This is a genomic window from Brachybacterium sp. NBEC-018 (genome assembly GCF_024860185.1).
Taxonomy (GTDB): domain Bacteria; phylum Actinomycetota; class Actinomycetes; order Actinomycetales; family Dermabacteraceae; genus Brachybacterium; species Brachybacterium rhamnosum.
Map to the genome: position 1 here is coordinate 3,756,004 of NZ_CP100650.1, position 14,305 is coordinate 3,770,308.

General features: G+C 74.0%; 9 protein-coding genes. 2 read left to right on the plus strand and 7 right to left on the minus strand.

All coding sequences use genetic code 11. The features are described from left to right. The first annotated feature begins 125 nt into the window (after window positions 1-125). On the plus strand, window positions 126-3,782 hold the full coding sequence (pulA, locus tag NLU66_RS17205) for a pullulanase-type alpha-1,6-glucosidase (protein ID WP_259360817.1): 3,657 nt from the start codon (window positions 126-128) through the stop codon (window positions 3,780-3,782). On the opposite strand, the gene NLU66_RS17210 is transcribed toward pulA, so the two are convergent. The 7 genes from NLU66_RS17210 to NLU66_RS17240 form a co-directional block, all read right to left on the minus strand. Continuing rightward, window positions 3,746-5,902, minus strand: a complete 2,157-nt coding sequence (locus NLU66_RS17210; RefSeq protein ID WP_323374431.1) for an iron ABC transporter permease — start codon at window positions 5,900-5,902, stop codon at window positions 3,746-3,748. The two genes, pulA and NLU66_RS17210, sit on opposite strands and share 37 nt — an antisense overlap. Further along, window positions 5,902-6,954, minus strand: a complete 1,053-nt coding sequence (locus tag NLU66_RS17215; protein ID WP_259360818.1) for an iron-siderophore ABC transporter substrate-binding protein — start codon at window positions 6,952-6,954, stop codon at window positions 5,902-5,904. The genes NLU66_RS17210 and NLU66_RS17215 overlap by 1 nt, the downstream gene beginning before the upstream one ends. Window positions 6,955-7,010: 56 nt before the next feature. Continuing rightward, window positions 7,011-7,940, minus strand: coding sequence for an ABC transporter ATP-binding protein (locus NLU66_RS17220; RefSeq protein WP_259360819.1), 930 nt, complete (start codon window positions 7,938-7,940; stop codon window positions 7,011-7,013). Between the two features lie 83 nt (window positions 7,941-8,023). Continuing rightward, window positions 8,024-8,578 (minus strand): DinB family protein, encoded by a 555-nt coding sequence (locus NLU66_RS17225; protein WP_259360820.1) that lies wholly within the window; start codon window positions 8,576-8,578, stop codon window positions 8,024-8,026. 60 nt (window positions 8,579-8,638) lie between these two features. Continuing rightward, entirely contained in the window at window positions 8,639-9,955 is a 1,317-nt protein-coding gene (locus tag NLU66_RS17230) for a uracil-xanthine permease family protein (RefSeq protein WP_259360821.1), read from the minus strand. Between the two features lie 47 nt (window positions 9,956-10,002). Then, window positions 10,003-11,811 carry a hypothetical protein gene (locus tag NLU66_RS17235; protein ID WP_259360822.1) on the minus strand — a complete coding sequence of 603 codons (1,809 nt, stop codon included), beginning with the start codon at window positions 11,809-11,811 and terminating at the stop codon, window positions 10,003-10,005. Between the two features lie 115 nt (window positions 11,812-11,926). After that, window positions 11,927-12,346 (minus strand): YccF domain-containing protein, encoded by a 420-nt coding sequence (locus tag NLU66_RS17240; protein ID WP_137768896.1) that lies wholly within the window; start codon window positions 12,344-12,346, stop codon window positions 11,927-11,929. A gap of 78 nt (window positions 12,347-12,424) precedes the next feature. On the opposite strand from NLU66_RS17240, the gene argS reads away from it, so the two are divergent. Further along, window positions 12,425-14,170: an arginine--tRNA ligase gene (gene argS / locus NLU66_RS17245; protein WP_259360823.1), complete on the plus strand. Its 1,746-nt coding sequence runs from the start codon at window positions 12,425-12,427 to the stop codon at window positions 14,168-14,170. Window positions 14,171-14,305 lie beyond the last annotated feature (135 nt).

A 14,305-nucleotide genomic window follows, 5' to 3' on the forward strand; every position in this document is an offset into this window, starting at 1 on the left:
CCTGCGCATCGATGCCCCGGGAAGCCTGCAAGATTCGCAAGAACCGCCCCTCCCCCGGGGCGCCGCCGCGTCCCCACGCGGCTCCCCCGCCCCGCCCGCCGGCACCGGACGAAGGAGTCCCCCGCATGCCGCTCCCCCGCCTCCTCCCCACCGCCTCGCCGCAGGCCCGGGTGCTCGCCGCGCTGAGCGGGCTGCTGCTGCTCGCCGCGTGCCTGATCGGCACCGGGCCGGCGAGCGCGCTGCCCGCCCCGCAGGCCCCGGCCGCCCCCACCGCACCCACCGCACCGGACGGCGCGGGGACGACGGGGACCCTCGTGACGCTCCCCGGGTCCTTCGGCACCGCGCTCGGCTGCCCCGGCGACTGGCAGCCGGACTGCACGGCGACGGCGATGACCCTCGACGCCGACTCCGGGAAGTACTCGCTCACCGCGGAGCTCCCGGCCGGGGACTACACCTACAAGGTCGCCGAGGGCGGGACCTGGGACGTGAGCTACGGCGCCGGCGGTGTGCCCGGCGGGGCCGACGTGCCGCTGCACCACGAGGGCGGGGAGATCAGCTTCTGGTACGACCCCACGACCCACGTCGTCGCCACCACGGCCGACGGCCCGCTGATCACCCTCCCCGGGACGATCGACGCGGCGCTCGGCTGCCCCGGGGACTGGACGCCGGAGTGCATGGCCACCTGGATGCAGGACGCCGACGGCGACGGCCTGTACACCTTCACCACCACAGCGCTGCCCGAGGGCTCCTATGCCGTGAAGGTCGCCCACGACCGCTCCTGGGACGAGAACTACGGTGAGGGCGGCGCCGCCGGCGGCGCGGACATCCCGTTCTCGACGAAGGAGGGCAAGGTCGTGACCTTCAGCTACGACCCGCAGACGCACCTGCTGACGATCGAGACGGAGGACCCGCTCATGGCCGGCGCCGGCGTCCAGCGCGCCCATCTCGTCGACGCGGACACGATCGCCTGGCCCGCGGACCTCGGCGGCCCCGTCACCGCCGGCGACACCTTCACCCTCCACGCCGCCCCCGAGGGCGGGATCACCGTGGAGGACGGGGCGGTCACCGGCGGGACCCCGCTCGGCACGCTCACCCTGCGCGAGGGAGGGCTCACCGAGACCGAGCTCGAGGGCCGCGGCCACCTCGCCGACTTCCTCGCCCTGGACCTGACGGGGGTGGACCGCGATCAGCTTGCGGAGGCCCTGCGCGGCCAGCTCGCCGTCGCCCGCACCGGGACCGACGGGGTCACGGCGCTCACCGGGGTGCAGATCCCCGGCGGGCTCGACGCCCTCTACGCCGAGGCCGCCGCCGAGGCGCAGCTCGGCCCCGTCGTCTCCGACGACGGCGTGTCCCTCTCGCTGTGGGCGCCCACCGCCCGCTCCGTCACCCTCCAGCTCCTGGACCCGTCGGACCCGGAGACCCTCGCCGATCCCGCGGCCGTGCGATCGGCCGGGTACACCGAGGTCCTGCTCGAGCGGGACGCGGCGAGCGGCGTGTGGAGCGTCGAGGGGCCCGCGGACTGGGAGGACCGCGCCTACCGCTTCGCCGTCGAGGTCTACGACCCCGCGCTGGGCCGCGTCGTCACGAGCGAGGTCACCGACCCCTACTCGGTGGGGCTCACCCTCGACTCCGCCGCCTCGATGCTCGTGGACCTCGAGGACCCGCGCTGGTCGCCCGCGATCTGGGAGGACACCCCCGCCCCGGTCGTCGAGCAGTTCGCGGACCAGACCATCTACGAGATGCACCTGCGGGACTTCTCCGCCGGGGACGAGCAGCTCCCCGAGGACCTCCGCGGCACCTACGCCGCCTTCGGGCACCCCGACTCGCAGGGCTCCGCGCGGCTGCGGGAGCTCGCGGATGCCGGCATGACGACCGTGCACCTGCTGCCCACCTTCGACATCGCGACGATCGAGGAGGACCGCTCCGCGCAGGTCACCCCCGAGATCCCCGAGGCCGGGCCCGCCTCCACCGAGCAGCAGGCCGCGGTCACCGCCGCCGCGGGCGAGGACGCCTACAACTGGGGCTACGACCCCTTCCACTACATGACGCCCGAGGGCTCCTACGCCCGCGCCGGGCACCAGGTGGGCGGGGAGCGCACCGCCGAGTTCCGCTCGATGGTGGGCAGCATCCACGACATGGGCCTGCAGGTCGTCGTCGACCAGGTCTTCAACCACACCGCGGCGAGCGGCCAGGCGGAGACCTCCGTGCTGGACCGCGTGGTCCCCGGCTACTACCAGCGGCTGGACCTCGACGGCGACGTCGAGAACTCGACCTGCTGCTCCAACACCGCGACCGAGAACGCGATGATGAACAGGCTGATGGTGGACTCCGTGGTGCTCTGGGCCCGCGAGTACCACGTCGACGGCTTCCGCTTCGACCTCATGGGGCACCACTCGGCCGCGACCATGCAGGACGTGCGCGCGGCGCTGGACGAGCTGACCCTCGAGCACGACGGCGTGGACGGGAGGAGCATCTACCTCTACGGCGAGGGCTGGAAGTTCGGCGAGGTGGCCGACGGCGCCCGCTTCACCCAGGCCACCCAGGGGAACCTGGGCGGCACCTCGATCGGCGCCTTCAACGACCGGCTCCGGGACGCGGTGCACGGCGGCAGCCCCTTCGACACGGACAAGCGCACCCACCAGGGCTTCGGCAACGGCCTGGTCACCATGCCCAACGGCTCCTCCCCCGATGACGAGGAGACCCAGCTGGCGGATCTGCGCCACCGCACGGACCTCGTCCGCCTCGGCATGGCCGGGAACCTCGCGGACTACGAGCTGCTCGCCTCCGACGGCACCGTCACGCGGGGCGACGAGCTGGACTACAACGGCGTGCCCGCGGGCTTCGCGACCCGGCCCGAGGAGTCCGTGAACTACGTCGACGCGCACGACAACGAGGCGCTGTACGACATGAACGTGTGGAAGCTGCCGCAGGACGCGTCCAGCGCCACCCGCGCCCGGATGAACACGCTCTCCCTCGCCACGGTCACGCTCGGCCAGTCCCCGTCGTTCTGGGCGGGCGGCACGGACGTGCTGCGCTCGAAGTCCCTGGACCGCGACTCCTACGACTCCGGCGACCACTTCAACGCGATCGACTGGAGCGGGGAGGACACGGGCTACGGCCGCGGCCTCCCGCCCGAGGGGAAGAACGGCGAGGCCTGGGACCTCATGACCCCGATGCTCGAGGACCCCGCCAAACGACCGACCGCCGAGGACGTCGCCTACTCCGAGGCGAGCACCCTGGACCTGCTGCGCCTGCGCTCCTCCTCGCCGCTGTTCACCCTGGGCGACGCGGAGCTCATCGAGCAGAAGGTCAGCTTCCCCAACGCCGGTCCCGAGGCGACGCCGGGCCTGCTCGTCATGCGGATCGACGACACCGCCGGTGAGGACGTGGACCCGGCCCTCGACGGCCTCGTCGTGGTCATCAACGCCTCCGGGGAGCCGATCACCGAGGAGATCGAGGGGATGGAGGGCACGAAGCTCGCGCTCTCGAAGATCCAGGCGAAGGGCGCGGACCCGGTCGTGAAGGAGTCCCGCTGGAAGAAGGGCACGGCCACGGTGCCCGCGCAGAGCGTCGCCGTGTTCGTCCAGGCGCAGCACCCGCGCGGCGACACCCCCGGCCATGGACACGGCAACGGGAACGGCAACGGTCACGGGAACGGCAAGGGCAACGGGAACGGAAAGGGGAACGGCTCAGGCCACGGGAAGGACGCCGGCGCCTCCGACGTCGCGGCGCTCGCCCCGACGGCTCAGGCCCGCGACCGCCAGAGCAGCCAGAGGAAGTAGGGCGCGCCGATCACGGCGACGAGCAGGCCGGCGGGCACCTGCGCCGGGGCGATGAGCGTGCGGCCCAGGAGGTCCGCGACGCCCACGAGCACCCCGCCCAGCAGCATCGCGACGGGGAGCATGCGCAGGTGCCGGCCGCCCACGAGGGCGCGGGCGAGGTGCGGGGCGACGAGGCCCACGAAGCCGACCACCCCCACCGCGACCACGCTGATCGCGGCGAGCACCGCGGCGAGCACGAGCACCACGAGCCGCGCCCGCTCGCGGGGCACGCCGAGGATCTGCGGGGTGTCCTCGTCGATCGTCAGCAGGTCCAGCTCCCGGTGCAGCGCGAGCACGACGGGCAGGGCGAGCACGAGCACCACGAGCACCGGGACGACGTCCGCGAGGGAGCGGCCGTAGGTGGTGCCGGAGAGCCAGGTGAGCACGCGCGGGGTGTCGAAGGGGTTCGAGCGCAGCAGCACGAAGGTCGTCAGCGCCGTCATCCCGTAGCCCACGCCGATCCCGATCAGCACGAAGCGCTCGGGCGCCAGTCCCCTGCCCTGCCGGGCGAGGAGGGCGGTGAGGGCGAAGGTCGCGAGCCCCATGACCACGGCGAGCACGATCATCGCGGGCCGGCCGCCGCCGATCGTCGTCACGACGAGCGCCGCGCCGAGGCCGGCTCCCGCGGTGATGCCCAGCAGGCCGGGCTCCGCGAGCGGGTTGCGGACGGTCGACTGGACGATCCCGCCGGCGAGGGCGAGCGCGGCGCCCGCGAGCACGGCGGCGGACATCCGCGGCAGGCGCTCCCCGAGCGCACGGGAGACGAGGGTGGGGGCGTCGCCGCGGATCCACAGCAGCAGGTCCCCCGTGCGCAGCAGGAGGCTCCCGCCGAGCAGCCCGCCGATCGCGACGGCGACCAGCAGCACCACCAGCACACCGCCCACGATCCAGAATCTGCGGGAGGAGCGCAGGCCCGTCCTCGCCTCCGGGGGGCGGCGGGCGGGGCCCGCGTCCCGCATCCGGCGGGCGAGGACCACGATCACCACGGCGCCCAGCAGCGCCGTCGGCACCCCCGTGGGGATGCTCGCCGCGGCGGTCGCGCCGAGCGCCGCACGGACCGTCGCGTCGGCGAGCAGCACGACGAGCGCGCCGATCAGGCCCGCCGCGGGGACCAGCAGCAGATGGCGATGCAGGGCGGGCACCCGCGAGGCGACGAGCCGGGCGAGCACCGGGGCGCCGAGACCCACGAAGGCGAGCGGCCCCGCGACGGTCACCGCGGTCGCGGTGAGCACCACGGCGGCGAGCACGGCGAGCACACGGGTGCGCCGCACCGGGACGCCGAGCGTCGCGGCCGTGTCGTCCCCCGCGCCGAGCACGTCGAGGCGGCGCGAGAGCAGCAGCGCGATCGCGAGCACGAGCGCGATCACCGGCAGGGCGCGCAGCGAGGCGTCGAGGTTCAGCTGGGAGAGGGAGCCGCTCCCCCACGCGTACAGCCCCGTCGTCTCCTGCTCGAAGAGGATGAGCAGCATCGAGGTGCCCGCCTGGAGCGCCATGGCGACGGCGGATCCCGCGAGCACGAGCCGCGTGGTCGAGGTGCCGGCGCCGCCGGCGAGGGCGAGCACGGCGCCCGCGGCGAGCAGGCCGCCCACGAAGGCGACGCCGCCCGAGGCCCACAGCGGGACCGAGAGCCCGAGCGCGGCGACGAGGCAGATCGCGAAGTAGGAGCCGGCGGTCACCGCGAGGGTGTCCGGGGAGGCGAGGGCGTTGCGGGAGACGGACTGCAGGAGCGCGCCGGCGACGCCGAGGGCGATGCCGACGACGACGCCCGCGAGCAGCCGGGGCACGCGGGAGGCGGTGAGGATCTCCCCGATCGCGGGCCCGGTGCCGGGGCGGTCCGCGCCGAGCAGGTGGCGCAGCAGGTCCCCGACCCCGATGCCGGAGGTCCCCTGGGTGAGGTGCCACAGGCCGACGGCCGCGACGGCGAGCGCGAGCAGCGCGAGGGTGAGGACCCCTCCCGCGAGGCCGGCGACGCCCGTCCGCCCCGGCATCGCGCCGGGGGTCGGGGCGCCGTCGGCCGAGGGCCGGCCCGCGGGGGCCGGGCGGCCCCCGGTCGCCGTCGGTGCGCTCGCCGTGCGCGGCATCAGCCGGCGATGGCGTCGACGTAGGCGTCGATCGCCTGCTCCGCGGAGCGCGGGCCGCCGAAGGTCCAGATGCCGGTGGGGAACGCATGGGCGCGGCCCTCGGTCACGGCGGGAAGCGTCGCGTAGAGCTCGTTCTTCTCGAGCTCGGTGACGTAGTCGCCGGCCGGGTCGTCGGTGCCGGTGTAGAAGAGGTTCGCCTCGCCCACCGTGGTCAGGCCCTCGATGTCGGTCTGGCCGAGGCCGTACTGCGGGTCGGTCTCGCCGGTCCAGGCGGCGGTGAGCCCGAGCTCCTCGCCGAGGGCGCTGAACAGGGCGCCCTTGCCGAACGGGCGGATCGAGACGGTGCCGCCGTCGACCCAGCCGTCGAAGTAGACGAAGTCGGTGGTGGGGAGGTCCGCGGAGGCGACCTCCTCCTTCGCGGCGGCGACGTGCTCGTCGAACTCGCCGAGCACGACATCGGCGCGCTCGGAGCGGCCGGTCGCGTCACCGATCAGCGTGAAGAGCTCCTTCATGTGGCCGACCGGGTCCGCGGCGTCGGCGCCGACGGTCGCGAGGACCGGCACGCCGAGCGTCTCGAGCTGGGCGATGACCTCGTCGTCCGCGGAGGAGACCTCGACGATGATGAGATCGGGGTCCGCGCCGGCGAGGGCGTCGAGGTTGGGCTCGCCGCGGGTGCCGACGTCCGTCGTGCCCTCGGGGAGCGTCTCCGCGGTGTCCCAGGTGGTGAAGCCCTCGACGTCGGCGACGGCGACGGGGGCGACGCACAGGCTGAGGAGGTCCTCGGTCTGCTGCCACTCGAGGACGGCGACCTTCTGGGCGGGCTTCTCGAGCTTCACGGTGCGGCCCACGCCGTCGGTGAGGGTGACGGGGTCGGTGCTGGTGGCGGTCGTGTCGGCGGCGCAGCTCTCGGAGATCGCGGCGGCCGCGCCGCCGCCGTCCGAGCCGGAGCCGGTGGCGGGATCGGCGACCTCGGTGGTGCCGCAGGCGGCGAGGGTGAGGGCGGCGGCGGAGCTCGCGAGCGCGGCGACGAGGCGTCGGGGCATGGGGGTCATCGGGATCCTCGGGTCAGGGTGGGGTGGCGCGCGGAGGGGTCCTCGGCGCGGGGTGCTCAGGCGCGGGCTGCCGCGGCGCTGAGCTCGGGGTCGCCGGTGCGGTCGCCGCGGTGCGCGGCGTCGCCTCCCGGCTGCTCGCGGCGGGTGTGCCGGCCGCGGGCGTCGATGCGCAGGCGCCCGGTGCCGGGCTCCTGCACCACGTCGACGGGGATCTCGTAGACCGCGGTGAGGTGCTCGGAGGTGAGCACCTCCGCGGCGCCGCCCGCCGCATGGACCTCACCGCGGCGCAGGAGGAGCACCTGGTCGGCGATGCGGGCGGCGTGGTCGAGGTCGTGGAGCACGATCCCCACGGCGGTGCCGTGGAGCTCGGCGAGGTCCCGCACGAGGTCGAGCGTCTCGATCTGGTAGCGCAGGTCCAGGTGGTTCGTGGGCTCGTCGAGCAGGACGATGCCGGTGTCCTGGGCGAGGCAGGAGGCGAGCCAGACGCGCTGCATCTCGCCGCCGGAGAGCTCGCCGACGCCGCGGTCCGCGAGGGCGGTGATCCCGGTGAGCGCCATGGCGTGGTCGATCGCGGCGCGGTCGGCCGGGGAGAGCCCGGCGAAGCGGCGGCGGTGGGGATGGCGGCCGAAGGCCACGACCTCGCGCACCGCGAGGCCCTGCGGGCTCGAGCGGGTCTGGGTGAACAGGGTCATCGCGCGGGCGAGCTCCGTCGGGGACAGCAGCGCGGTGGAGCGCTCGCGGGGGCCGCCGTCGGCCTGGTCCTGCAGGCGCACCTCGCCGCCGCTCAGCGGGTGGAGCCGCGCGAGCGCGCGCAGCACGGTGGACTTCCCGCTGCCGTTGGGGCCCAGGAGGGCGGTGACCGTGCCGGGCCGGAGCGCGACGTCGACCCCGTGGACGACGGGCGTGCGGCCGTAGCGGAGCACGAGCTCCTCGCCGATCAGCGCCGGGGCGGGGACGGTCGGGGCGGGAGCGGAGGACTGGGGCACGCGAGCGAGCTTAGCCTCGCCTCACCTCATTACGAAAGCCGGTCCATGCGTCAATTCGGCAACGACGCTCGGCGACAGGGGCCTCAGTAGCCGGTCGCCCCGTCCACCCGCTCCCGCAGCAGGTCCATGTGCCCCAGGTGCCGGGCGTACTCCTCGATGAGATGCGTGAGGATCCAGCGCAGGTTCAGCTGCTCGCCCTTCCGCAGCCCGCGCACCGGCGCATCGAGATCCGTCCAGGCCGCGGCCGACTCCCGGGCGCGCGCGACCTCCTCGCGGTAGGCCTCGACATCCGCCGCGGCGGTGCCGGCGGCGGCGCCCTCGAGGTCGCCGTCGGGCTGCTCGGGCGTCGAGTAGCGGTCCGGGACGTCGAGGTCGTGGAGCACCGCTCGCAGCCAGTACGCCTCGACCTCGGTGAGATGGCGCAGCACGCCCAGCAGGCTCAGCGTCGAGGGAGGGCACGAGCGTTCCGCGAGCTGCGCGGGCGTGAGGCCCTGGATCTTCAGCAGGGCGGTCAGACGGTACTCCTCGAGCCAGGAGTCCAGGAGCTCGCGCTCCCCGCCGAGCTTCGGGCCGCCGTCCCGGGTGTCGGCGATGCCGGTGAGGACGGGATCACCGGAGGCGGGCTCGTGGGTGCTCATGCCCCCGATCCTCCCCCGGCGCCGGACCGCGACGCCAGAGGATTCCCGGGCGCCGCCCGGTCAGCTCTGCGACGTCGCGGGACCCGCCGCGACGGGCTCCGCGGCCGCGTCCCCGGCCGGGGCGTCGGTCCCCGTGAGGCGGCCCAGGCCGCCCATGCCGTGGTAGATCGCGAGCGCCGCGAGGGTGCCCAGGGCGATCCCGGTGAAGGCGAAGCCGCCGAGCTGCCAGTGGAGGTCCGCGATCGCGATGGTGAGCGAGACGCCCGCGGTGATCTGGTTCTTGGGGCGCGAGAAGTCGACCTTCCCGTCGACCCACATGCGGAAGCCGACGATCGCGATGAGGCCGTAGAGCACGAAGGTGACACCGCCCAGCACGCCGGCCGGGATCGTGTTGATGACCGCCCCGACCTTGGGCGAGAGGGAGAGCAGGATCGCCACGATGCCTGCGACCCAGTAGGCCGCGGTGGAGTACACGCGGGTCGCGCTCATGACGCCGATGTTCTCGCCGTAGGTGGTCGTGGGCGAGCCGCCGAAGGTCGCCGAGAGCGCGGTCGCGAGGCCGTCGGCCGTGAGGGTCCGCCCCACCATGTGGTCGAGGTTCCTCCCCGTCATGAGGCCGACGCTCGTCACGTGCCCCACGTTCTCCGCGAGCAGCACCACGATCACCGGCAGGAAGATCGGCAGCAGCGTGAGGTCGAAGGTGGGGTGGTGGAACTCGGGCAGGCCCAGCCAGTCGGCGTCCCGCACCGGGGAGAAGTCCACCTCGCCCCGCAGCACCGCGATGACGTACCCGACGATCACGCCGATCAGCACGCTGATGCGCCCCAGCAGCCCCTTGAACAGGGCCGTGCAGAGGATGATCGCGACCAGGGTGAGCGCCGCGGTGACGGGGGCCTTGGAGAAGTTGTTCTCGTAGCTCGAGGGCACCAGGTTCAGCCCGATCAGCGCGACGATCGAGCCCATCACCACCGGCGGCATGAGCCGGGAGATCCAGCCGGTGCCGACCTTCTGCACCACCAGGCCGAGCGCCGCGAGCAGCAGGCCGGTGACGAGCACGCCGCCGAGCGCCGCGCCCATCGAGTCCGCCTGCGTGGAGGCGGTGATCGGGGCGATGAAGGCGAAGGAGGAGCCCAGGTAGCTGGGCACCCGGTTCCGGGTGAGCAGCAGGAACAGCAGGGTGCCGAGACCGGAGAACAGCAGCGTGGTCGAGGGCGGGAAGCCCGTGATCACCGGCACCAGGAAGGTCGCGCCGAACATTGCGACCACGTGCTGCGCGCCGATGCCGACGGTGAGCGGCCAGGCGAGGCGCTCCTCCGGGCGGACGATCGCGGTGGGGGCGACGGTGCGGCCGTCACCGTGCAGGGTCCAGCGGAACATGGGGCGTCCTTGAGGGGAGGAGCGGGAGGGGGATGCCGGGCGGAGGGTCAGGAGCCGGGGAAGCTCTTCTTGCGCGAGCGCTCCTCGGTGACGTCCGGGACGCGCGCCAGGAGCGACTCGCGGCCGGAGCCGTGGGTGCGGAAGTCCGCGAACATCCGGGAGAGGTCCGGGGCGCCGAACTCGTCGCGCACGGGCGCGGGCACGGTGAGCATGAGCGCCGCGGCCACTCCGACCGCGAGCGCGGTGCCGCCGGTGGTCAGGCCCGCACCGGCGCCGATCGCGATCGAGTTGACGATGATGTCGAGGAAGCCGACGACCACGAGCACCACGCTCGCCACGACGCCCGTCGCGCGGGCGAGGGCCGCGGGCCGCTCGAGCAGCGCCTTCCGGGCGAAGAGCGACACCGCGACGAAGCACGCGCAGACGGCGGCGTCGACGAGGTGCAGCACGGGGCCGCCCAGGGTGATCCCGGCGGTCCCGGTGATCGCGGCGAGCAGGTGCCACAGCACCGCCGCGGCGTGCAGGAGGGCGCTGAACTCCATCGCCCGCACCGTGTACACGAGCCAGTCCGCGCGGCGGAAGGAGACCGGCATCGAGCGCACGAACGAGCGGGAGATCATCAGGCCGAACGCCGCGAACAGGAACGGCAGGTAGACGTAGCTCGTCGCGAAGCTCGCGGGCGCCGCGAACTGCAGGCGCACGGTGTTGTCCGCGAGCGCGAGGACCACGAGCCCGCCCACGGCCCCGGTCGAGAACACGAACCAGGAGCGGTCGCGGCCCAGGAGGTCCGGCCGCAGCGCCGAGCCCAGCACGATGCCCAGCAGCACCACGGAGATCACCGTGCTGCCGAAGGTGTTGAGCGAGTACTGCCAGCCGGTCGTGAAGACACGGCCCACGATCATCACGAGGGCCACGACCAGCGCGAGGGCCGCCGCGCCGGCGACGCCCCCGAGCAGGCGGCGGGACCAGCTGCGGGCCCGCTGCTGGGGCACGTAGCCCTCGTGCGCGCGCGGCTCGATGCCGACGACCGATCCGAGCAGCAGCAGCGAGACGCCCACGCCGAGGCCCACCGGGGGGCCGTCGGGCAGCGAGGCGAAGAGCACGGGCACGGAGAGCACGAGGTCCGCGACGATCGTGCCGATCGCGGTGAGCAGGGCGGGCAGGAGCCCGATGATCCGCACGGCGCGCACGAGGCGCAGGTTCGGGGTGGCCGGGATCCAGCGCAGCAGGTGCACGGCGACGAGGGCCACGAGGGCGACGCCGAGCGCGATCCGGCCCACGAGGTCCACGACCGGCAGCGCGCCCAGGGTGAAGCTCGTGGTGAGCGCCGCGAGCAGGCAGATCAGGGCGAGCACGTCCCGGAGGGCGTCGAAGATGCCGAGGTCCTGGAAGCGCGCGGGGATGGTGATGGTGGAGAGCTGGGCGCGGCCGTCGTCCTCCGCGTTCGGGGTCGTGCCGGAGCGCGCGTAGCTGCGCCGCGGCGCCGCGGCGCCGGTGTCGCCGTCCTCGCCCGGGGTCCCCTCGCCGGCCGAGTCCTCGCCGTCGACGGCCGGGATCACGCCGGTCGCGGCGTCGGGCTCGTCGCCGCGGCCCACGGCCGGGCGGGGCCGACGGGGCTTGCCCGCGGCGCGGAGGGCGGCGGCGTCGATCTCGGAGAGGTCCGCGGTCTCGCCCTCCCCCGGCGGCAGCGCGGGCTCCTCGCGGCGGGCGAGCAGGGGCGCGGCGTAGCGGTCGAACTCCGAGCGCGAGGGCAGGCGCTCCGTGGGGAGCGTGCGCGGATCGGAGGAGGCGAAGATCCAGTCCGCGTCGTCCGGGCTGTCCCCGCGGCGTGGATCGCCTGTCCTCGTCCCTGCCATCGTCCCTGCGTCTCCTCGTCCTGCGAGCCGGTGTGCGCCGATGCGCACTCCTCCGGGGCGATTCTACGAAGCGCCGGCCCGCCCGGAGGCGACGGCGCGCCGCGTGTGAGGCAGGTCAGCGGGCGGTCGGGAACATCTGCGCGCGCAGCGAGGAGGAGTCCACGACGTCCTTGCCGAAGGGGAAGCAGGTCACGGGGATCAGCTTCACGTTCGCCCACGCGAGGGGCAGTCCGATGATCGTCACGGCCTGGGCGACGGCGGTGACCACGTGCCCGAGGGCCAGCCACCAGCCGGCCACGAGGAACCAGATCACGTTGCCGATCGCGCTCGCGGCGCCCGCCCGGCCGGTGTCCACGACCTCCCGGCCGAAGGGCCAGATGACGAAGCCGGCGATGCGGAACGAGGCGAGGCCGAAGGGGATCGTCACGACGAGCAGGCACGCGAGGAGGCCCGCGACGACGTAGGCGAGGAACAGGGACCAGCCGGCCGTCAGCAGCCAGATGATGTTCAGGACCAGGGTGATGAGGGAGCGCATGGCCTCCACGGTAGGGGCGGTGTGGCCGGGCCGACAGGGGGAAGACCCCCGTGTCCGCTCCCCAGTACGCTGGATCCCATGCCTGCTCCCGAGATCGCGCTGACCGAGCGCTTCCAGTCCGCCTTCGTCGCCGCCTTCGGGCCGGAGTACGCGGACGCCGATCCGATCATCCGTCCCTCCCAGTTCGCGGACTTCCAGTGCAATGCCGCGATGGGCCTGGCCAAGCGCCTGGGACGCAAGCCCCGCGACATCGCCGCGGAGATCCTCGCCGCCGTGGACCTCGAGGGCGTAGCGGAGACGCCGGAGATCGCCGGACCGGGCTTCCTCAACATCCGCCTGCGCACCGACTGGGTCGCCGCGCAGGCCGCGGAGCTCGCGGAGGACGAGGCGCTCGGCGTCCCCGTCCCCGAGCACGTGGACACCGTCGTCATCGACTACTCGGCGCCGAACGTCGCCAAGGAGATGCACGTGGGCCACCTGCGCACCACGGTCGTGGGCGACGCGATCGCCCGCACCCTGGAGAAGCTGGGCCACACGGTCGTGCGCCAGAACCACATCGGCGACTGGGGCACCCCCTTCGGCATGCTCATCGAGCACCTCCTCGAGGTGGGCGAGGACAGCGACGAGGCGGGCCTGCTGACGACCGATCCCAACGCCTTCTACCAGGCCGCCCGCGCGAAGTTCGACGCGGACCCGGAGGCGACGGGCTTCGCCGCGCGGGCCCGTGCGCGCGTCGCGACCCTGCAGTCCGGTGATGCGGAGTCGCTGCGGATCTGGACGGACCTCGTGGGCATGTCCAAGGAGTACTTCCACCGGATCTACGACCTGCTCGACGTGACCCTCACCGACGACGACCTCGCCGGGGAGTCCACCTACAACGCGGACCTCGAGATCGTCTGCAAGGAGCTCGAGGCGGACGGCCTCGCCCGGATCTCCGACGGCGCCCTGTGCGTCTTCCCGCAGGGGTTCACCGGCCGCGACGAGCAGCCGCTGCCGCTGATCGTCCGCAAGTCCGACGGCGGCTACGGCTATGCGACCACGGACCTCGCCGCCGTGCGTCGCCGGGTGCGGGACCTCGGCGCGGACCGCATCGCCTACGTCGTGGGCACCTCGCAGGAGCTGCACCTCTCGATGGTCGCCGAGACCGCCCGCGAGGCCGGCTGGCTGCCCGCGGAGGTCGAGTCGACCCACGTGAAGATCGGCTCCGTGCTCGGTGAGGACGGCAAGATCCTGCGCACCCGCTCCGGCGTCTCGCTGCGCCTCGCGGCGCTGCTCGAGGAGGCCGTGACGAAGGCCCGCACCGTCATCGACGAGCTGCGCCCCGACCTCCCCGAGGAGGAGCGCGCGCAGATCGCCCGGGCGATCGGGATCGGCGGCGTGAAGTACGCGGACCTCTCCACCGCGCACGACTCCGACTACACCTTCGACCTGGACCGGATGCTCGCCCTCACCGGCAACACCGCCCCGTACCTGCAGTACGCGGTGGCGCGCATCCGCTCGATCGGGCGCCGCGCCGAGGCGCAGGGCGTGACCGCGGCCGCCGCGCCGCTCGTGGAGAACGACGCGGAGCGGGCGCTCGCGCTGCAGCTGCTGCAGTACGGCCCTGTCCTCACCCAGGTGGGGGCCGCCTACGAGCCGCACCGCCTCGCCGCGTACCTCTTCTCGCTCGCGCAGGCCTTCACCGCCTTCTACGACGCCTCCCCCATCCTCAAGGAGAGCGACGAGGGCGTCCGCGCCGGGCGCCTCGCCCTCGCGCGTCTCACCGAGCGGGTGCTCGTGGAGGGTCTGGACGCGCTCGGCGTGACCGCCCCGCAGCAGATGTGACGACGCCGGGCACGGCCCCGGGTGACGCGACCGTTACCCGACCGTGCCCGGCCGTTACCAAGCCGTGCCCCGCGCACCCTGCATTCCCGCTGGCCACGGCGGCGGAAACCTCCATAGCCTGGAGCCGTGCCCCTG

What these genes read in the sequence shown, in the direction of transcription:
- pulA (WP_259360817.1), top strand. Translation starts at nt 126, where the DNA reads ATGCCGCTCCCCCGCCTCCTCCCCACCGCCTCGCCGCAGGCCCGGGTG.
- NLU66_RS17210 (WP_323374431.1), bottom strand. Translation starts at nt 5,902, where the DNA reads ATGCCGCGCACGGCGAGCGCACCGACGGCGACCGGGGGCCGCCCGGCC.
- NLU66_RS17215 (WP_259360818.1), bottom strand. Translation starts at nt 6,954, where the DNA reads ATGACCCCCATGCCCCGACGCCTCGTCGCCGCGCTCGCGAGCTCCGCC.
- NLU66_RS17225 (WP_259360820.1), bottom strand. Translation starts at nt 8,578, where the DNA reads ATGAGCACCCACGAGCCCGCCTCCGGTGATCCCGTCCTCACCGGCATC.
- NLU66_RS17230 (WP_259360821.1), bottom strand. Translation starts at nt 9,955, where the DNA reads ATGTTCCGCTGGACCCTGCACGGTGACGGCCGCACCGTCGCCCCCACC.
- NLU66_RS17235 (WP_259360822.1), bottom strand. Translation starts at nt 11,811, where the DNA reads ATGGCAGGGACGAGGACAGGCGATCCACGCCGCGGGGACAGCCCGGAC.
- NLU66_RS17240 (WP_137768896.1), bottom strand. Translation starts at nt 12,346, where the DNA reads ATGCGCTCCCTCATCACCCTGGTCCTGAACATCATCTGGCTGCTGACG.
- argS (WP_259360823.1), top strand. Translation starts at nt 12,425, where the DNA reads ATGCCTGCTCCCGAGATCGCGCTGACCGAGCGCTTCCAGTCCGCCTTC.